This is a genomic window from Sphingobacterium sp. ML3W (assembly GCF_000747525.1).
Lineage (GTDB): Bacteria > Bacteroidota > Bacteroidia > Sphingobacteriales > Sphingobacteriaceae > Sphingobacterium.
This window is the reverse complement of the sequence record NZ_CP009278.1, coordinates 1,436,616-1,457,269: the sequence shown is the minus strand read 5'-3', so window position 1 is coordinate 1,457,269 and position 20,654 is coordinate 1,436,616. Positions and strand designations below refer to the sequence as shown.

Here is a 20,654-nt window from a genome sequence, read left to right as displayed (position 1 = left end):
AAAATTAGTCTCAAGAAATATCTTAAGTCTTTCTTTTAACTATATTTGTAAGTATACAAGCGTACACAAACAACGCTATAAACGATTAAAAATTTGCAGTTTAAACTTGATAAATGAAAAAACCGCTACCTAATTTAAATGCATACCCCTTAACTTTAGCCTGTATATCGCTTCTGTTTATAACTTTTATTTCGACTACTCAAGCCCAGGTCAATATCGTATCAGATTCATCAAGAATTGAATCTAAATCAACCTTTAATCAGCACAAAATCGATTCAAATGCGATTTATCAGTATGATATCTCCGATTTGTTTCGCAACATATTACATCCCAAAAGGGAACGAAACCCCTATAAAAAACGTTCGGGAATTACGCTGATGCCTGGTGTCGCCCTAAACCCCACTATCGGTGCACAAATCGGTATCAAAGGTGTCGCGGGGATTGTGCTTGGTGATAAATCAAATACAACGATGTCCACCGCCGCTTCGACAGCATCGGTAACAACTAAAGGCATTATGGTCTTCTATGTCAGCCATAATATCTATACAAAAGAGAATAAATGGAATATACAGGGTGGGTGGTCCATTGTCAAAATGGTCAATCCAGATGCCGGATTAGGCATGACCAAAACATTTACGGGAAAACACGAAGATGATATCTTAACCGACCCCGATAAAAATATGTATATCTATAAATATACATCCTTCAGCATCAATGAAAAACTGTACAAAAGAGTTTCTGACAATCTCTTTTTAGGAGCCGGGTTTGCCTTTGATATTCGTCGGAATATCAAAGCTTCGACAGATAATAATGACAACCCCAATTACGTCTATAGCAAGCGTTATGGCTTTGACCCTGAGAAATTCAATTCGAATGGGCTTTTGTTCAATGTCCAATACATGACCCGTGATAATCCAAACCGTGCTTATAAAGGGATTTATTCGGACATCGGCATCCGGATGAACCAAGAGTGGATGGGGAGTAGTAAAAATGCGATACAACTCACCACAGATTTTAGAAAGTATTTCAGTTTATCGGAAGAGAATCCAGAACATGTACTGGCATTTTGGAATTATGGTTCTTACAGAATCTCCGGAAGACTTCCCTATTTAGATCTTCCTGGAACAGCAAAAGATGCTTCTGTAAGATCAGGACGTGGCTATACCATGGGTTTTTTCAAAGGCCTTTCTTACTTTTATAATGAGGCAGAATATCGATTCCCCATATTCCGAAACAAATTCATTAGCGGGGCAACATTTTTTAATATCCAATCGACCAATAATGATATGGACAGCAAGTTGTTTGAATCTTGGCGAGCAGCAGGCGGAGCAGGCATTCGTATTTTATTCAACAAGGCGACACGCACCAACCTATGTATAGACTATGCGATCGGAGGCTACCATCAACGTGGATTATTCTTAGGACTCAATGAAACATTTTAAAAGATGGCATAATTAGAGTTTTTCGTTATTTTAGGGCAAAATATTTTGACCCACTATACGATATGTCTGTTATTAAGTCACCATTATACTGTTTATTATTCATTACATCATCCCTATATGCTCAAGAAGCAAAAAAGGATTCCCTTACTGCTTATCAATTAGAAACTGCTCAAGTATCGGGCTATCTTACAAAGCAGGCCTTATTGACAACGGCGGGTTCTGTCTCCGTAGTAGGACAAAACACCTTACTCAGTCAACATAGCGCCAGCCTTTTACCGGGCCTAAATACAGTCCCTGGTTTACGAATGGAAGAACGCTCACCAGGAAGCTACCGTTTGGCTCTTCGTGGAAGTTTAATTCGCTCACCTTTTGGTATTCGAAATGTTAAGGTCTATATCGATGAATTTCCGATGACAGATGCGGGAGGAAACACTTACCTGAACCTCATCGATCCAGCTTCCATCGCTCAAATCGAAGTGCTAAAAGGACCTGATGGTTCTATTTTCGGACCAAACTCTGGAGGAGTTTTAGTGATAAAACCCAATGGTTTTCAACGAGAAATTGAATCTAAAACCTCCCTCAATCTAGCTGGAGGTTCATTTGGTTTTGCACAACAACAGTTTTCTACCCAACATCAGGTAAATGCAAAATATCGCTTCTCCTTCGATCAAAGTTTTACAAGATCAGATGGTTATCGCGAAAATTCTGCTTTGAATAAAAAGACTTTCCAAACGGCGCATGAATGGAATTATAAACCTAAAGCAAGTTTAAAACTTTTCGCGCTCTATAGCGACCTGAACTATCAGACTCCTGGAGGACTTACGCTTGCTCAATATCAAGAAAATCCAAGAGCTGCTCGCCCTGCTACAGCAACCACACCATCCGCAAAACAACAAAAAGCGGCTATAGATAATAAAACTTTCTACGGTGGTATATCACATCAGATACAGATCAGCAATAAGATCAGCAACACCACTACCGTCTTTGGTTCTTCGTCAAAAATAGAAAATCCCTTTATCACGAACTATGAATTTAGAGATGAGCAGAACCTAGGTTATCGCAGCTACTTCTCTTACGAATCAAAAAATAGTATAGACTGGCAAATACAAGTCGGTACAGAAGGACAAAAGGGTTGGTATGATATCGCTAACTACGATAATAATGGAGGAATAGCTGCTGACAAACAGGCATCGGATAAATTGGAAAACTGGCAGAATTTCTATTTTGCAAGAACAAAAATGACGCTAGCTAACAGATGGACCCTAGAAGGTGCCATAGGATTAAATCAGAATCAAATTGCCTATAAACAATTATATCCAACCGCATCGTCGCAAAAGGAACAGATCAACTTTGGAACAAATTGGATGCCCAAGATTGCGACATCTTATCTGTTAGCACCAAACCTTGCGCTCCGAGGTTCCATCTCTTCGGGATTCTCCACGCCCACCATTGCAGAAGTACGCTCTTCGGACAACCTAATCAACACGGAATTGAAACCAGAATCTGGTTATAACCATGAGGTTGGATTACGATGGGAATGGATGAATCGACGCTTCATCACGGACTTTTCTTATTACCAATATCAAATGGATAATGCCATTATTCGTCAATTAAATACAGATGGAATAGAATATTATCAGAATGCTGGAAAGGTGAAGCAAAAAGGATTTGAAAGTTCCATCATGGGGTACATCATCACACCCAATACGGAAAATTTTATTCAGGGATTATATATCAATTCTAGCGTAACCTATAATCACTATCGTTTTGGAAATTATCAAGTGGAGGATGAAAATTACGACAACAACAAACTCACTGCAGTGCCTGACTGGGTCATTGTCCATGCGGCAAACTTAGATCTCGCCCATCGCATCGGTTTTAATATACAGCATAACTATACCTCCAAAATTCCCTTGAACGATGCAAATACAGCATTTTCAGAAGCCTATCATCTGGTTCAAGCAAAACTGCACTGGGGATTCAAATTTTCAACTCAACTACAGGCGCAAGTCTATCTAGGTGTTGACAATCTATTGAATGAAAAATACAGCTTGGGTAATGATATCAATGCATTTGGAGGAAGGTACTATAATGCAGCTCCTACTCGAAACTTTTTCGGCGGATTAAAATTAAGCTATTAGTATGAAACAACATGTTAACATAGTGCCATTAGCAGATGATGCTCCCATACCTTATGATCTATTATTGCTCGCGGACGAAACTAAAGAGATAATTGATAGCTATATTTATGATTGCTCGATCTTTATGCTAACAAAAGAAACCAACATATCCTTAGATTCACTCAAAAATCAAGTTGGATGTTTGGATCATAATAGCTCCATCACCGATAAAAACAAATCATCTCTTGATGAAAAATCCATTGTAGCAATTGGTGTTATGGCTATTATGAAGTTGGATACCGATACGCTCGAACTTAAAAATATGGCTATTGCTCCCCATGAACAATCACAAGGGTTTGGGTCGGACATGCTTTCCTATTTAAAAAGCTATGCAAGAGATCATCATTTTCAAAAAATATGGGTTGGGACTGCCGATGTGGGCTATCGCCAGCATCAATTCTATATGCGAAATGAATTTGAAATGGACCATATCCGCAAAAATTTCTTTCTAAACAATTATCCTGTACCACTCATAGAGAATGGATTACAAATGAAACACATGTTGGTATTTCAATATCAATTGTAAAGACAAAAAATAAATCAGACCTTTCAGTCCAAACAATTTTATCTAACTTTAAAATTAATATGCTTTAATATAAGCATGAAAAAAATATGAGTAATTTCAATTTTCCGTTATACTTTCAATTCAAGATTTCGACCTTCCACAACGATTTCACCATCAAGGATAGTGAAAACCGCACGCTTTTTTATGTCCGTCAGAAGCTCTATAAACTGAAAGAAGAAATCATGATATTTGCGGACGAAAGTCGTTCAGAACAACTGTACGGCATAAAGGCTGATCGTTGGTTAGATTTCAATGCAAACTATACCATTACAGATGCAAGGACCAACGAAACCATCGGAAAAATAGGCCGAAAAGGAATGAAATCACTATGGAAAGCGAACTATAACGCTTTTGATAGTGCTGGTATAGAAGATTATCTCATCAAAGAAGATAATGCGTGGGTAAAGGTTGGTGATAATCTCCTAGGTGAAATCCCCATTCTGAACATACTCACCGGGTATATATTCAATCCTTCTTATAGTTTGTATGACAAACGTGAGAATGTGCTATTACAGCTCCACAAAAAGCCATCTTTCTTCGGTCGCAAATTTACATTGGAAAAATTAGCTGATATCAATCCCGAAGATGAAACAAGGCTTATCCTCTGTTTCATGATGATGATCTTGCTCGAACGCGAAAGAGGATAAAAAAACAAATGGAGCATATACTGGATATACGCTCTATTTCCCCTTACAATCCTTTAATCAAACGGTTCAACTGATATAATTTCACCAACCGCTCTATAAAAAACAAGATCATGACGGAATTAAAATTGTAAATAAAACAATTTTTTTTAAGTTTGACTAGCATGCACACAAAATCCGTTTCTTTAGAAAATTTAGACGATTTTCACCAATACAGATTGACCGATATCATCTTCGATGAAACCATCCGTTACCGTTATTTTTCGTGGATGTCCGGTTTGGTAGAAATCAACTATCCTACACAAGTATATGCTATTCAAAAAAATGAAGCCCAATTTTTCATCCAATCTTTAGGAATCACCTATACGGTTATCGTTATCTATGATCATCCGACACTTTCCTTATGTTGTAATTGTTCAGAAACAGAAGCATTTTGTGTACATCAAAAAATTGCTTTAAATCAGCTCATCAAAAACGAACAATTACACTTGTTTTTCTCTGTAGCTGCCTATCAGTCCTATTTGACTAAAATAGCCGTAAAATATGGCCTAGAGGATGAACAGCAATTGGAAGATTATTTCGAGATCCAATGGGTCAATGACCAAGTACACATACATAAAAAGGACGATAATTTACTGGAGCTATCGCGCGCAGTTCTCCCACAGGAAATGGTTTTCCCTAAAGAGAACAATGCAGTAGAACAGCAAACGAACATATTAGTACTCAAGGAACATAAATACTACAAACACCCCCAAGTATTACTCTATCGATCAGATCGAACAAAAAATGGTACGTTAAAAAATCCCTTGCAAGAGATTTCCTGCGAAGAGATGATCTGGAAAAGCAAAGATATTACCGAAAGTCAGTTTTTCACTGCCCTACATTTTTTAGGACAAAATACGATTGCGGAAGATAATCAACAAGTCGTAGCATTTAAAATGTTGATCAAAAACCCGCTAGGATTAGAAATTTATAGGCATGATAAAACGCTATCACAAAATATTGGAGCGAATAGTTTAATCCAGATCACGCTGAGACCATTGCCAAAAACAATTCGTATCGATGTTGATCAGGAAGCACCATTTTTCACCATACGAAGTTATATTGAAATTGCAGGTCAAGAGCATACCCTGCAAAACTTACCCCTTGTGTTCGATCATTTCATACAGGTGCAACAGCATTTTTATTTTATCGAGATTCCCCAAATTCTAACACTTTTCCAAGTATTCGCCACGACAGCGGATCATCTCAAAGTACATCAATCCAAATTTGAGGATTTTAAAAAGGATTTTCTAATGGCTATGGAAGAAGTTGTAGAAGTAAATTATCATCACATTCCCAAAGCCAGCTCCAAACAGATTAAGGAACAACAATTCTATACCGATACAGAAGCCATTATATACCTGGAAGAATCGGGAGATTATATCAATCTAATCCCAACCATGCGCTATGCAGATGTGGAAGTTCCGGTAAGAAGTAGGAGATCTATTTTCGGATTTGATCATCATGGACAGAAATTCTTAGTAAAACGGGATGCTGAAGCAGAACTTCGAATCGTGAGTTTAATTGTGAAACAACATCCTTATTTTAAGGAACAACTCGACGAGGATTTTCAGCACTTCTATTTACATCGTAAACATTTCCTTGAACAAGACTGGTTTTTAAATGTTTTTGAAGATTGGCGCAACCATCAGATTTCCATCATCGGCTTTAATGAAATAAAAAACAATAAATTCAATTCCTTTAAAGGTAAAATAACGATTCATGTACTCAGTGGACAGAATTGGTTCAATGTAAACGTGAATATACAGTTTGGTAAAAATAAAGGTTCTCTTAAAAACCTACAAAAGGCCATTCGCAATAAATCAAAATTCATCACCTTAGATGATGGAACTGTAGGTATACTACCCGAAGAATGGATAAATAAGTTTGAGCAGTTTTTTCTAGCAGGCGAAATTATCGATGATACCCTTCTACAGATAGCAGAAACCAACTACACAGCCCTAGACCGGTACTTTGAAGAACAATGGCTATCCCAAGCTGCAAAAGAGCGGTTGAACGAAATAAAAAATAAAATCCAACAGATCGATCAAGTACAACCTGTCGTCCTGTCCAAAGATTTTAAGGGAACACTCCGAAGTTATCAGCAGGATGGCCTAAATTGGCTCAATTTTTTAGACGAATTTAATTTTGGAGGGTGTTTAGCTGATGATATGGGCCTCGGAAAAACCATACAGATCATTGCTTTTATCTTAGATCAACGAAATAAAGTAGAACACAACTGTAATTTATTGGTACTTCCGACAACGCTGATTTTCAACTGGAAAAATGAATTGAAAAAATTCGCTCCATCCATCCGAATATTGGAGCTACAGGGACCTGACCGTCAAAAGGATTGTCTAAATTTTGAGCAGTACGAATTGATATTGATATCCTATCACAACTTATTGACCGATATCAATCATTTAAAAAAACAGTCCTTCAACTATATCTTCTTAGATGAGTCTCAGCAAATAAAAAACCCAAACTCGCAACGGTATCAAGCTGTCACTAAACTAAAATCACGTAATCGTATCGTGATAACGGGGACTCCTATTGAGAACAGTACCCTCGATTTATTTGCACAATTATCGTTTGTCAATCCAGGGTTATTAGGTTCAAAAAAATACTTTAAAGATGTATATACGACCCCTATTGATGGATTTAGCAATAAAAAAAGACTCGAGGAACTCCAGCGCAAAGTGAAACCCTTTATCCTACGTCGCACAAAAGCTGAGGTCGCAAAAGAGTTACCGCTTAAAAATGAACTGGTACTTTACTGCGAAATGAAACCTGCACAACGACATATTTACGATACTTACGAGAAAGAGTTTCGTGAATTTATCTCGGCGAAAGATGGTGATGAAATCCGCAAAAGTCCCATGCACGTACTGAAAGGGCTCACTAAATTGCGTCAAATATGTAATTCGACAAAATTATTAAAAACAGAAGACCTTACTGTAGAGCAAGACTCCTGTAAAATTGAAATGCTTGTGGAGCAGGTACGCGATAAGTGCCCTTATCAAAAAATCATTATTTTCTCACAATTTGTCAGTATGCTGAATCTCATTGAAGTTGCATTGGCCAAACACGAAATATCGGCACTAAAGTTGACAGGACAATCGAGAGATAGGCAACATATCGTGACGCAATTTCAAGAAAACGACGCAGAAAGGGTTATTTTGATTAGCTTAAAAGCAGGAGGTACAGGTTTAAATCTAACCGCGGCAAGCTTAGTCTATCTGGTCGATCCGTGGTGGAATCCAGCAGTGGAAACTCAAGCCATCGATCGTGCTTTCCGGATCGGGCAATCTAAAGATGTTACAGCGATACGCTTGATCTGCCCGGATACTGTGGAAGATAAAATCATGAAATTGCAGGCAAATAAAACAGCTATAGCAGAGAACATCTTTGCCGACACGCATAATCCTATAGCAGATTTCATGAATAAAGAACGCTTACTGGCCTTGTTCAATTAACTATCGAGACCCTATCTAAACGGATAGGATCAAGAACAATAGGGTTCAAAAGGAATCTCAAATGGAAAACAATAGCTTCTGCTCCATGAGGTTCAACACCATTAAAACTGCCAAAAGCAGTTTGTAAGCCTATAAAAAACGAATCGGTCATGCATAATCGTATATTCCAATGAAAAAATTAAGACAAAGTATTGAACAGTTGAAATCTCCAGAACAGCTTTCTGCAGCAGCATATATGGATCAGATTTGGTCCTATATCTGCTACTCTCCAAAGATGCCATTGAGACATAACCAAGAACAATTATTACAACTAGCTTCTAAAAGTCAACATGCTGTGAAAGACGAGTTTTTCACAGGAGAATTGTTGTCGTTCCCGGTTTACACTTGGGGATCTGGAGATAAAATTATCCTGCTAACGCATGGCTGGGGATCCAAGGCTGCAGATTTTGCCTTCTACATTGAAAAACTATTAAATAACGGTGATTTCAAGATAATTGCCTTTGATGCACCTGGTAATGGGGAGGCAGCGGGAGAACTTTCTAATCTAATTTTGTATATCGAAGCTGTAAAAGCTATTATCACGGCATATGGAGCACCTTACATAGCAATAGGGCATTCCCTTGGAGCTATGGCCAACATCGCTGCGCTATCCAACCTCAAGCTATCACCTGCTCGTATCATTAGTCTCACGCCTTTGGTAGATCTAAAAGCGAACTTTGCGGCAAGTATGGATTTTGTTAACATTCCACATACAGTACAACAGCATTTTTTTGAGGGTTTTGAAAAAAGATTCAACATGAAAACGACCTACTTCCATTTAAATAGTTTGTACCATTTTCCTGAAGACCAACATCATCTTGTTCTTTACGATCAGGAAGACAAGATTGCTCCTTTCCCCTATTTACAATCATTTTTCGAAAACCATCCCTTAACTGATGCCATTGATTTTAATGGTGTTGGTCATGAAAGGATATTAAAATCAGAAGAAGCAGTACAAGTTATATTGGAAAAGATTCAAACGATACAGGATTAAAAACTGGCTCTATAGCACCGTTATTTTGATTATGACAGCAATAGGTCACAAAACATTTTTCTAATTATTACCTTTGTAATACACACATTTATATTAAAGCATGATTAAAGCAGTATTTTTTGATATCGACGGTACCCTACTTAGTTTCGATACACATCAAGTTCCAGCCTCAACTGAAAAAGCCATTCAAGAATTAAAATCAAAAGGAATAAAAGTAATTGTTTCCACAGGAAGATCTATCAATAGTCTAGATCATATCAAATACTTGGACTTTGACGGATTTATTACATTTAACGGAGGCTATTGCATAACCAAAGAAGGAGATGTACTTTTTAGAAAAGGTATTGATGCTGCAGATATTTTATCTTTGATCGACCATGCTGCAGAAAATGATATTAGTTTTTCATTGATGTCTGAAGAGGAAATTTCGATATTTCAGGTCACTCCCGAAATCGCTTCTATGTATGCACTTTTAAACTTACCGGTTCCACCTCAAAGATCTTATGCAGACTTTGATATGTCATCTGTACTCCAAACCAATATCTTTATTCAACCTGAAGAACAAGAGGTTTTTATGGACACCATCATGCCGAACTCTATTGCATCACGTTGGACACCCCTATTTGCAGATGTCAATCCCTTAGGACAAAGTAAACAAGTAGGAATCGATATCTTTATCAAACATTTTGATATCGACTTGAAAGAAACAATGTCTTTTGGTGATGGTGGAAATGATATCACGATGTTAAAACATACCGCATATGGTATCGCCATGGGCAATGCTAACCCTGAAGTAAAAGCAATAGCAGACTACATAACAGATGATGTCGATAATGATGGTATATACAATGCTTTAGCACACTTTGGGGTTATCTAAAACCGCAACGTTAGATTTGAGCGAAATGTATGTGCATTACTATTCATAATAAGTGTATTTTGATCGCCAAATTCATACTGTAAACGTGCCTGATAGTTATCCATGGCATCACTGATTTTTTGATCGACAATATGATGATTGACATGATTTGTAATATCCAATGAAATGATTTTTTCAAATACTGAAATCTTGATTTTCATTGGATATCTTTCCGCTTCATGGTACCCTTGCCATAATGCATTTTGAACCAATGGCAGTAAAATAAATCGAGGTACTGACAAATGCGGATTTTCTACTTTTTTAGTCCATCCTATGGATATATCTACAGCAGAAACTTGACTAAATAAAGACACATACCTTTCCATGAAGTCGATCTCTAGACTAGCAGAAACTATTTTAGTTGGTTGCAAAGCAATATGCTGAAAATCTAGAAAAGCTTGTAAAAAAGTATCATCCTTTGAATCACCCTTAACTTTATCCAGACAAAGACGCATGAGCTCAACATCCATCTGGCTGTTTATATAAGATAGCGCTGCTTTATCCTTCCACTGTTCCTGTAAGTTTTCAGGAACCTTACTGCTCCATAAACGATTCCATAATCGATCCATCCCTATTTTCATGATAGCTATTTAAATTTCTCCAAAGTCTCTGAAACCCTAAAATCAACAATTTTCCCAATCAATTCATAAGGTATCGGGTGCTTTAGTGGAAATTGAACCGAACCTTTACCTTGCTTATAAGAAGCAAGTTCGGCTTCAAATTTCGAATGACCGGTTGGAGTTGCATAAAAGCCAATATGTTTCTGAAATCCACCGAAGTAAACAAGCGGTTTTCCTTTTAATTTGTAAGCAGGCATACCATAGGCAATTCCCTCTGTAGCCTCATGGGCGTGCTGTAAAATGGTTTTGCGTACCTGCAACAAGATAGGCTGCACTTCTATTGGGAAAGAAGCGATATACGCTTCCACTGTTTTAAATTCAACATTCATCACGGATTACGATTTAAAATACAAGTTAAATGTAAACAAAAGGGAACCATTTTACCAATGATTCCCTTTTGTTTTTATAAAAATTTCTGTTTGTATCTTATTCTAAACCACTGACACCACCAGATACCACCAGTTTCATCGCGTCTGTAGCGGACATATCTAATTTTGTTACTAAAGAAGATTTTACAACAACAACCTGCCCCGCAAATGAGTAAGAATATGGGAAATAAACGACCACTTCATCTGTCAGCTTAATTTTTGATAAATCGGACTGTGTCAAGAAGCCAATTTTACTCACCCCTATTTCATTCACTTTTACCAATACAGGTACATTGAATTTTTTGGCATCGCCAACAAATGCTTCGGTAAAATCTTTAATGGAAGAATACAGTGTATTCAATAACGGAATACGTTTGATCTGGTGATTTAACCACCCTTTAATGGGGTCTGTTACAAAGTTTGTAAAGACGATTCCTGCCAATACCAGAATCAATATGACAGTTAAGATACCGATCCCTGGAATATATACCGGATGTCCAGTTTCATCCTCCAGAAATAAACCGGTTAGGTTCAATGCCGAATCCACCGAAGCAACGATCCAAACAATTAGAAAAACAGCACCAGCTAAAGGAACGACCACCAAGGTTCCTTTTATGAGATAATTTAAAAAAGATCTTACTAATTTTGACAACATATTACTTGTTCCTATAGACCCTACAAATATGCAAAATATGCGTTGAATTACTCGTAAAAATAAACTCTTTTCACCCGTTGCGAGATATTGACCAACAATTCATACGGTATGGTCCCAATGGCCAAAGCTGCCTCTTTTATATCAGGATATACAATAACTTCATCTTCTTCGTTGACTTCAATATCTGTGACATCCAACATGCACATATCCATACAGATATTGCCTACTGTAGCTACAATTTGTCCATTAATGGACATCTTCCCTACCCCATTTCCAAAACGACGATCATAACCATCGGCATAACCAATCTTAATCGTTGCAATACGACTAGGTCGATGTATTACTCCTGCTCGATTGTACCCTATGGTCTCCGTAGCCGACAATTGTTTTATCTGTGTAACGTTCGTTTTCAGCACACTCACTTCCTTCACGGGCAAGTCTTCTCTTTCCAAGTCTATTCCATAAAGACCAATTCCCAGGCGGACCATGTCAAAATAAGCCGAAGGCCATAAAGCAATTCCAGAAGTTGCGGCTATATGACGAATAAATGAATAGCCTAATTCCTGTTTTAACTGAGCCGTAAACTCGTCCAACAACTGAATCTGATTTCCAGTAAACTTATCATCGACAACATTTCCTGCAGAAGCAAGATGTGAGAATACGGACTGCACCCTAATCACTTCTTGATTTTTTAAAACAGCTAGCAATGCCTCTATTTCCTCGGGCATAAATCCCAATCGGTGCATTCCGGTATCTACTTTGATATGAACAGGAAATCCCTTCAAATCATGTTGCTTTAGATAACGAATAAAAGAGTTCAAAATTCTAAAACTATAGATTTCGGGTTCCAATCTGTGCTGCACTATCGCGTCAAAAGCATTCTCATCTGGGCTCATCACCACGATAGGCAAGGTAATGCCTCCATTCCTTAGATCCACCCCCTCATCCGTAAACGCAACTGTTAAGTAATCCACATGATTAAACTGCAATAAATTAGCGATTTCAAAACTTCCACTACCATAGGAAAAAGCCTTCACCATAGCCATTAATTTAACACCTGGAGGCAATAATCCGCGATATACATTGAGGTTATGCTCGAGCGCATTGAGATTAATTTCTAAGGTCGTATCGTGCGATTTTGCTACCAACCGCTTACTGATCTGCTCGAAGTGGTAATCCCGAGCACCTTTAATCAGAATCGTAGCATCGCTATAATTGATATGCTTGAGGTCTTCAAGAAATGATTTTGTGTCTGCATAATTTGTTATCGGCAATGTAAACTGAGAAACCAATTGACCTAAGACCGGTCCTATAAAAATCAACTCGGTCAATCCACTCTCCGAAATCAAGCGTTTCAATTTACCAAATGTCTTTTCATCCTTTACCTGAACACCTGGAATATCCGATAGAATCAGGATCTTACGCAAGTGTTGCTTCTGTTGCTTTAAAAAATCCAATGCGATTTGCAACGCCACTAAATCATTACTATAAGAATCATCGATAATGGAACTGTTCTGTTTCCCTTTCTTCAACTCCAAACGCATCTCCATTGGTTGTAAAGTTGCGATACGTTCAGCAATTACCTTTACATCATATCCAAAGGTAATCATCACCCCAATGCAAGAAATGGCATTTTCAATGGAAGCTTGATCGACAAAAGGAATTTTTACAGTAAAGATCTGACGTGAAAAACATAAACTGACCAAGGTCGATTGATTGTCTTCCTTTTTTAGGGAATACACTTCCAATTGGCAGGACTCCTCATCACCCCAAGCAAATTTATAAATCTGAGAAGGCATATAGACATGTTCCAAATATTTCTGCGGATAGACCAATACTTCCGCATCTGTAAAGAGTTTTAATTTTTCATCAATTTTTTCCTCTTTGGATTGGAAGCCCTCTCTATGCGCAACACCAATATTGGTCAATACACCATGCGTGGGTTTAATCATTTTTTCCAACCTAGCCATTTCGCCTACTTCACTGATACCCGCTTCTATGATGGCAAAGTTATACTGCTCATTTAACTCCCAAAGTGATAATGCAACCCCTAATTGTGAGTTGTAGCTTTTGGGACTACGGTAGATCTTGTATTCAGGAGACAATAATTGGAATAACCATTCTTTGACAATGGTTTTACCATTGCTCCCCGTTATTCCCAAGACTGGAGATTTGAATTTCTTTCTTTGAAAAGCAGCTATCGCTTGTAAGGCCAAAAATGTATCTGGCACCCATAAGATATTGGCATCAGTCAATACAAGCTCCTGTTGTAGATCATTTTGCAAGACAAAGTTTCGGACACCTTTTCTGTAAGCATCCATGATGAAATCATGCCCATCCCTACGGTTGACCAATGCAAAAAACAAACCTGTTTCTGCATTCATGATCTTACGCGTATCATAAATCAAATTTTGAATGATGGATTCATGGGCTACAATAATCGATCTTTGAGGTGCTACAATCTCCGAAATATCCGCTATGGTATACATTATATAAAGTTTTATTCAATCAAAGCTCAACATTTTTTCAGTAAGTTCAATATATTTTTGAAATTTGTAAAGATGTTTGACGAAGAGAAAACGAGAAAGAAAAGCTATAGCCCTAAGCAGGCATTGCTAAAGGCTGAAAGTTATTGTGCCTATCAGGAAAGAGCGCAACAGGAAGTAAGAGATAAATTGTACGACTGGGGTTTGCACCAAGAAGATGTAGAGCAGATCATCTCGCAATTGATAACGGAAAATTTCCTCAATGAGGAAAGGTTTGCCATTGCTTATACTTTAGGGAAATTGCGAATGAAGAGTTGGGGTAGAATCAAGATCAAACAATCCTTAAAATTCAAAAAGGTATCAGATCCCTTGATTAGACTTGCTTTTTCTAAGATAGATCTGGATGAATACGAAAGTAAACTGAGCGACCTGATTGATAAAAAGCAACTATCTTTGAAAGACAAAGATCCCTATATCCTAAAAAATAAGCTATTTCAATATGCATTGTCACGAGGTTTTGAGAGCGATATCATTTCTTCTCTCCTGAAAGAAAAGGGCTTATAAAAAAAAGACACTAAAGCTTGCATTAAAATTTGTTTTTATAATTATTAGCTCTATATTTGCATCACCAAAACAGAAAACAACAGTTGACTGTTAGTAATGCGAAAGTAGCTCAGTTGGTAGAGCACAACCTTGCCAAGGTTGGGGTCGCGAGTTCGAATCTCGTCTTTCGCTCCACATGAATATCACCTGCCTAGGTGGTGGAACTGGTAGACACGCAGGACTTAAAATCCTGTTTCCGTTAAGGAAGTGCGGGTTCGATTCCCGCCCTAGGTACAAGAAAGCTCATCCAAAAGATGAGCTTTTCTTGTTGATATCCTATATTTTTTTAAAATCTACAATAGGCTATTCAACATCATACTTAAGTGTTACTAACTTATAACTTAACAGGTATATTATAGTGGTTTTATAAAGGGTTCATAGAGGGTTCGTAGAGGTAAAACTCTATAAATCCTATATAAACCCTCTATTACAAATATAGAATACCCAACTAAATTTCGAACTTGGCTTCTACTCTGTATCAATCACTTCTTATTACTTTAGAAAAGCCAACCGTGCTTGGTGAAATTTTCTTCACTTACCACTCTTTCCTTTTTTAGCAAATAGACATAAAGAAAACGAGAACTTAATTTCCCATTTTCTTTATGTTTCATTCCTATTTTTTATTTCCAACCAGGGTTTTGTACTAAATTATCATTTAACACGATATCATTATTCGATATTGGTTTATAATATTTTTTATCACTAAATTCCCGTTCTTCATCAGATCGCCAAATGATATGACCTTTGGTTCCTTCCGATAATTTTGCTGCAGAACCATCTACGACATAATAAACGACTCCTGCCGTTGTTTTTGCAGGAATAGTCTTTACAAAACACACATCAGGAGTTTTATTACCATCTAAATCCATTTCGAGATCAAGTGCTGGAACATAAATCCCTTTCCAATCCATCTCCAATAATTTACCCTTTTTCCAACGCAATAAATCATCATAACGTAAACCCTCATATACTAACTCAATACCACGTTCTCTACGTACTTCCAATAAGTATTTATCTGATATCTCTGGAAAATAAACCGTTTTCAGATACTGATCCGCTACAGCTGGTTCTTGTGCATTGATACCTGCACGTGTACGTAAAGCACCAATTGTCTGTTTCCATATCTCTGGATCCATCGGCCCTAACTCGGCTTTCGCCTCTGCATAATTCAATAAAATTTCAGCATAACGCATCATCGTAATGGAATTATACCCTTCTGCAACTCCATCAAGACGTTTATCATCTAAACTAAATTTATGGATATGATAACCCGTGAATGTATAACCAAAATTTGGTGGGGCAGCAGAACCATCAGAACGCTTATATCCTATTGAGCGGACAGTCTGTTCTAACCGTGGATCACGGTCTTTCATTTCATCTACAAATAGTATTTGATCATAATTGACCTTATCCGTAAAACGTGTTCCATCGATATTTAAATACGTATTTACAAATTGTTTATTTAAACCCCACCGCGCTCCATAAGTTGCTGAATTAAACTTCCAGGTAATCTCATGCCATCTCTTTATCGAATTATTAAAGACATTAGCCCACATGATTTCTGCACTAACTGGATTTTCACTTGTAAACAGTGTTCTATAGTCACTAGATGGATTCCCCGTTGAATACAACGCATATTGGCTTCCCTTCATAATTTCCTCTGAAGCTGCAGCTGATGCTGTTAACCATTGGTTCGCTGTAGTCTTTAGCTTTAAATCCTCATGGTATTTCCTAAAAGTTCCTTCAAAGAGGCAAATACGAGATTTCAGACCTAAGGCTACCCATTTGGTTATCATCGAAGCACTATTGTCCTTTGCAGGACGAATATTTGCAACTGCGAAATCCAGATCTGCTAATACTGAATCCATCACCATTGCTCTCGGATCACGCGGCTTATAGAGGTCTTCATCTGTAGTTGTCAAGGTTTTTGAATACCAAGGCACATCACCAAAATCTTTGACCATCTCATAATAAAAATAAGCTCTAAAAAAACGAGCTACACCAGCATAATGATTTCTAGCCTCTTGAGAGATATTAGGGTTATTGTACTTTTCAAGAAAATAATTAATATTTCTAAGTTTTGTCCAATTCCAAGAGCCCTGATCTACTGACGAAAAATTTCCCGCAATAAAAGTCGGTGAATTATTCTTGGAGGTATAGTCACCCATTTCATCCGCTTGAACAATACTCAAGCCTGTCGGAATAAAGTCTTGATAGAAAGAATTAGAAAACAAAGCTAAATCAGCTTCGGTCGTAAAATATGAATTTGGAACAAGCTTATCAAAAGGCTCTTTATCTAAGAACTCTTTACTACAAGAAGTTGTAAATAAACCGACAAGTAATAATAAAATTATATTTTTAGTCTTCATGACAATCACGTATTAAAAAGTTAAGTTTAGACCAATAGTTGTCGTTTTTAACATTGGGTAAGCATACCCTTGTCCCGATCCATTCGTCAATTCGCCAATAGGGGTTTCCATTACTTCGGGATCGAAGTTCTCCGAATGTTTGAATAGTCCTGAAAAAGTAAATAAATTCTGCGCTGACATATAAATTTGAGCATTTGAAATCTTCAAACGATTGACCCAACTTTTCGGAAGGGTATAATCTACTGTCAATGTTTTCAATCGCAAGTAAGAAACATCTTGTAAGTAACGTGTCTGCGGAGCGCCTAAAGAACGGTCAGCCCCAAGAGCTGTATAGCCACGGTAGCGAGGGAAATAACCATCTGTATTTTCTTCACTCCAGATATCATTCATCATTTTCTCGGGTTGATATCCATAAGGTCTATTATAAGGTCCCCAGAATAAACCTGCCTCAGAAGCAAAATACCAATCACGTTTTCCAATCCCTTGGAAAAATGCAGAAAGTCCAAAACCGTTCCAGTTTCCTGAAAGTGTAAATCCGTATTGATATCGGGGTTCATTATTTCCTATAATCTTACGGTCACCTGGGTTATCCAAGGTATTGTCACCTTGGTTGATGACACCATCATCATTCAAATCGGCAAATTTAAGATCGCCTGGTAACCAGATATTATTATTTGAGTTTTTAATAAAACTCTGATTTGCATGATTTTTAACATCATCTAGCGATGTAAAGAATCCTTCTGTCTCATATCCCCAGATTTCCCCTACCTGCTGCCCTACATAATAAGTACTCAAGAGATTGTTCGGGTTATTAAATCGTTCAATTGTAGATTTACTATCCCAAAGTGAACCATTTATTCCCCAATTAAAAGGTTTTCCTCCCAACTCAAACTGGCTGTTAAAATTAGCGGTCAACTCCCAACCCTTGGTCGACATATCGGCATAATTTCCATAAGGAACTGTAGCACCAAAAACATTTGGTAATGGCTGCCCTACGGTAAACATATCGTAAGTATTCCGGTTGTACCAATCAAAAGTGAAGTTTAGATTATTGTTGAAAAATCCAACATCTGCTCCGATATTAAAAGTCGTTGAACGTTCCCATGTCAATCCATCTGGAATTACTCCTGGTAACCTCGTATAACTTGTCTGCACACCATTGAGGACCACAGAAGTTTTACTCACGTTCATCTGTTCTAAGTAACGATATGGATCAACATTTCCATTACCCAAAGAACCATAAGAAGCACGGAATTTTAAATTATTAACGACCGCTTTAACCGGTGCAAAGAACTTCTCCTGCGACAGCACCCAACCTGCTGATATGGAAGGAAAAAAACCAAAACGTTGATTTTCAGGAAATTTTGATGAACCGTCGTAACGACCATTCAACTCGATCAGATATTTATTATCATACGCATAGTTAAATCGGTAAAATAAACCCAAATATGCCCATTCTTTACCACCTCCTGAAATATTATAATTCAATCCATCCATCAAATTGAAGTCAGGTTTACTCTCCAAAAGAATACCATCACGCTGAGCACGTAACGCCTTTGTGGTTGAAGATTCGACATTATAACCCACTAAGCCATTAAAATCATGCTTATCATTAAACGTCTTCACATAATTTGCTGTAATATTTCCAGCCAAGTAGCGCGTGTTTTCATTCCATTCGCGAAGCATACTTCGTCCGAAACGAGCCATTTCACCTGGAGCATTACTATAATTCAAATAATTATTCGTGCGCGTTTCATTTTCCCAAGTTCTAGAATAAGTAAAATCACCTTTCACAGTCAGATCCGCAATAGGTTTGATAATTACACCTGCAGTATTACGCAAATAGGTGTTATTTAAATCCGACTTATTGTTCCCTTCCATGTAAGAAGCAACCCCTGTATATACAGCTGTATGCGTATACGTTCCATCGGGATTTTTCATAACTGCCATGGGGTAACCTTGATGCTCAAATTGTCTCCAGATATTGCCATCACCATCAGCAAACATGGGGTAGCGATAATCATAGGTACTGATCTCTGTATTATTTTGAAAAGTTAACCAATCGTTGATCTTAACCTCTCCCTTCCCACGCATGTTATATTTATTAAACTTGTCTGGATTATATTTAAAAATACCATCCTGATGGTAATACCGACCAGACAATAAATATGAAGCCTTTTCACCTCCGCCAGAAATACTCAATGCTTGCTCAGTTGCTGGCATGACATCTTTATAGATTTCGTTATACCAATCTGTATTTCCGAAATATTCATATCTGTTTTTTGCTTCATTAAAAACCACATCCTCACCAGTTGGATTTTCATTATGTTGCTTTAAAGCCTCAAGGTATTCAAGGGAAAAAGGGTAAATATTATTAACCGAAATTGGTGTAGATTTATAATCATACCAAGCGTTGAAGCCATCATTAAAATTCTTAGCCCATTCATAGCCATTCGTAACCAATTTTGGTTCTACGGTACGTTTATTAAAAGAATAACTTGTATTAAAATCAATTTTTGTCTTTCCTTTAACTGGTGTTTTAGTCGTAATCAAAACCACCCCAAACGCCGCTCTAGAACCATAAATAGCTGCCGAAGAGGCATCTTTCAGAACCGTTACAGATGCGATATCATTTGGGTTAACCATATTTGCATCACCTTCGACCCCATCAATAAGGACTAAAGCAGCACCACCAGCACCAATAGATGTTGTTCCACGAACATTAAAAGTTGCACCCCGTGTAGGGCTACCATCGACCATCCTAAGATTTAAGTTTGGAAGTGTACCTTGCAACATGCGTGAAAGATTTGGTGCAGGTCTATTTTCCAGCACTTCTGAAGTAATCTGAGAAACAGCTCCTGTTAAATTTGATTTTTTTTGTGTCCCGTAACCAACGACCACGACTTCTTCCAAATCGTTTTTATTATCTAAAGTGATTACAATTTGCTGGTTAGGTTCAATCTGAAAATCCTTGGTAGAGAAACCTACACAGGAAACTGTTAACGTAAACGATTTTGTTTGCGATACGGAGAAATCAAACTCACCACGATCATTTGTTGCAATCACATTTGTCGTCCCTTTAATCGCCACAGTAGCGCCCGAAATAGCATTTCCTCGTCCATCAACGACCTTTCCTGTCACTTTCCCTTGTTCTTGCAAGAGCACCGTTTCAATAGCAAAACTAGACCTCGCTTGCAAATTATTAGCAAAAGAAATTCCTGCCAATAGAAATATTGGTATAAATTTATTCATGAT

General features: G+C 37.6%; 14 protein-coding genes and 2 tRNA genes. 10 read left to right on the top strand and 6 right to left on the bottom strand.

Annotated elements, in window-relative coordinates; translation table 11 throughout:
* The first annotated feature begins 113 nt into the window (after positions 1-113).
* From KO02_RS06295 to KO02_RS06265, 7 genes are all read left to right on the top strand, one after another.
* Positions 114-1,442, top strand: coding sequence for a BamA/TamA family outer membrane protein (locus tag KO02_RS06295; protein WP_051959781.1), 1,329 nt, complete (start codon positions 114-116; stop codon positions 1,440-1,442).
* A gap of 62 nt (positions 1,443-1,504) precedes the next feature.
* The gene (locus KO02_RS06290) at positions 1,505-3,583 is read left to right on the top strand and encodes a TonB-dependent receptor (RefSeq protein WP_038696784.1); all 2,079 of its coding nucleotides are present in this window, start codon (positions 1,505-1,507) and stop codon (positions 3,581-3,583) included.
* A 1-nt stretch (position 3,584) separates the two neighbouring features.
* Complete coding sequence (locus KO02_RS06285; protein ID WP_038696782.1) at positions 3,585-4,148, top strand: GNAT family N-acetyltransferase; 564 nt, start codon at positions 3,585-3,587, stop codon at positions 4,146-4,148.
* Positions 4,149-4,234: 86 nt separating this feature from the next.
* A complete protein-coding gene (locus tag KO02_RS06280; protein ID WP_038696780.1) occupies positions 4,235-4,834 on the top strand; it encodes a hypothetical protein in 600 nt (199 codons plus the stop codon).
* Between the two features lie 161 nt (positions 4,835-4,995).
* Positions 4,996-8,349: a DEAD/DEAH box helicase gene (locus KO02_RS06275; RefSeq protein ID WP_038696778.1), complete on the top strand. Its 3,354-nt coding sequence runs from the start codon at positions 4,996-4,998 to the stop codon at positions 8,347-8,349.
* Positions 8,350-8,518: 169 nt separating this feature from the next.
* Positions 8,519-9,382, top strand: a complete 864-nt coding sequence (locus KO02_RS06270; RefSeq protein ID WP_038696776.1) for an alpha/beta hydrolase — start codon at positions 8,519-8,521, stop codon at positions 9,380-9,382.
* Between the two features lie 100 nt (positions 9,383-9,482).
* Positions 9,483-10,259, top strand: coding sequence for a Cof-type HAD-IIB family hydrolase (locus tag KO02_RS06265; RefSeq protein WP_038696774.1), 777 nt, complete (start codon positions 9,483-9,485; stop codon positions 10,257-10,259).
* Here the strand turns inward: KO02_RS06265 and KO02_RS06260 are convergent.
* The 4 genes from KO02_RS06260 to KO02_RS06245 all read right to left on the bottom strand — a co-directional run bounded on the left by KO02_RS06260 (position 10,256) and on the right by KO02_RS06245 (position 14,430).
* Positions 10,256-10,879, bottom strand: a complete 624-nt coding sequence (locus KO02_RS06260) for a hypothetical protein (protein ID WP_038696772.1) — start codon at positions 10,877-10,879, stop codon at positions 10,256-10,258. The two genes, KO02_RS06265 and KO02_RS06260, sit on opposite strands and share 4 nt — an antisense overlap.
* A gap of 5 nt (positions 10,880-10,884) precedes the next feature.
* Positions 10,885-11,247, bottom strand: a complete 363-nt coding sequence (locus KO02_RS06255; RefSeq protein WP_038696770.1) for an iron chaperone — start codon at positions 11,245-11,247, stop codon at positions 10,885-10,887.
* A gap of 97 nt (positions 11,248-11,344) precedes the next feature.
* A complete protein-coding gene (locus KO02_RS06250; RefSeq protein WP_038696768.1) occupies positions 11,345-11,941 on the bottom strand; it encodes a DUF502 domain-containing protein in 597 nt (198 codons plus the stop codon).
* A 47-nt stretch (positions 11,942-11,988) separates the two neighbouring features.
* A complete protein-coding gene (locus KO02_RS06245; RefSeq protein WP_038696767.1) occupies positions 11,989-14,430 on the bottom strand; it encodes a bifunctional UDP-N-acetylmuramoyl-tripeptide:D-alanyl-D-alanine ligase/alanine racemase in 2,442 nt (813 codons plus the stop codon).
* A 72-nt stretch (positions 14,431-14,502) separates the two neighbouring features.
* Between KO02_RS06245 and KO02_RS06240 the strand changes: the two genes are divergently transcribed.
* The 3 genes from KO02_RS06240 (at position 14,503) to KO02_RS06230 (ending at position 15,264) form a co-directional block, all read left to right on the top strand.
* Entirely contained in the window at positions 14,503-14,991 is a 489-nt protein-coding gene (locus KO02_RS06240) for a regulatory protein RecX (protein ID WP_038696765.1), read from the top strand.
* A 98-nt stretch (positions 14,992-15,089) separates the two neighbouring features.
* A tRNA-Gly gene (locus KO02_RS06235) sits at positions 15,090-15,165 on the top strand.
* 14 nt (positions 15,166-15,179) lie between these two features.
* Positions 15,180-15,264, top strand: a tRNA-Leu gene (locus KO02_RS06230).
* A gap of 386 nt (positions 15,265-15,650) precedes the next feature.
* Here KO02_RS06230 and KO02_RS06225 read toward each other — a convergent pair.
* Together KO02_RS06225 and KO02_RS06220 are read right to left on the bottom strand one after the other, a co-directional pair.
* Positions 15,651-17,399: a RagB/SusD family nutrient uptake outer membrane protein gene (locus KO02_RS06225; protein ID WP_038696763.1), complete on the bottom strand. Its 1,749-nt coding sequence runs from the start codon at positions 17,397-17,399 to the stop codon at positions 15,651-15,653.
* Between the two features lie 12 nt (positions 17,400-17,411).
* On the bottom strand, positions 17,412-20,651 hold the full coding sequence (locus KO02_RS06220) for a SusC/RagA family TonB-linked outer membrane protein (RefSeq protein ID WP_038696761.1): 3,240 nt from the start codon (positions 20,649-20,651) through the stop codon (positions 17,412-17,414).
* Positions 20,652-20,654: the final 3 nt, after the last annotated feature.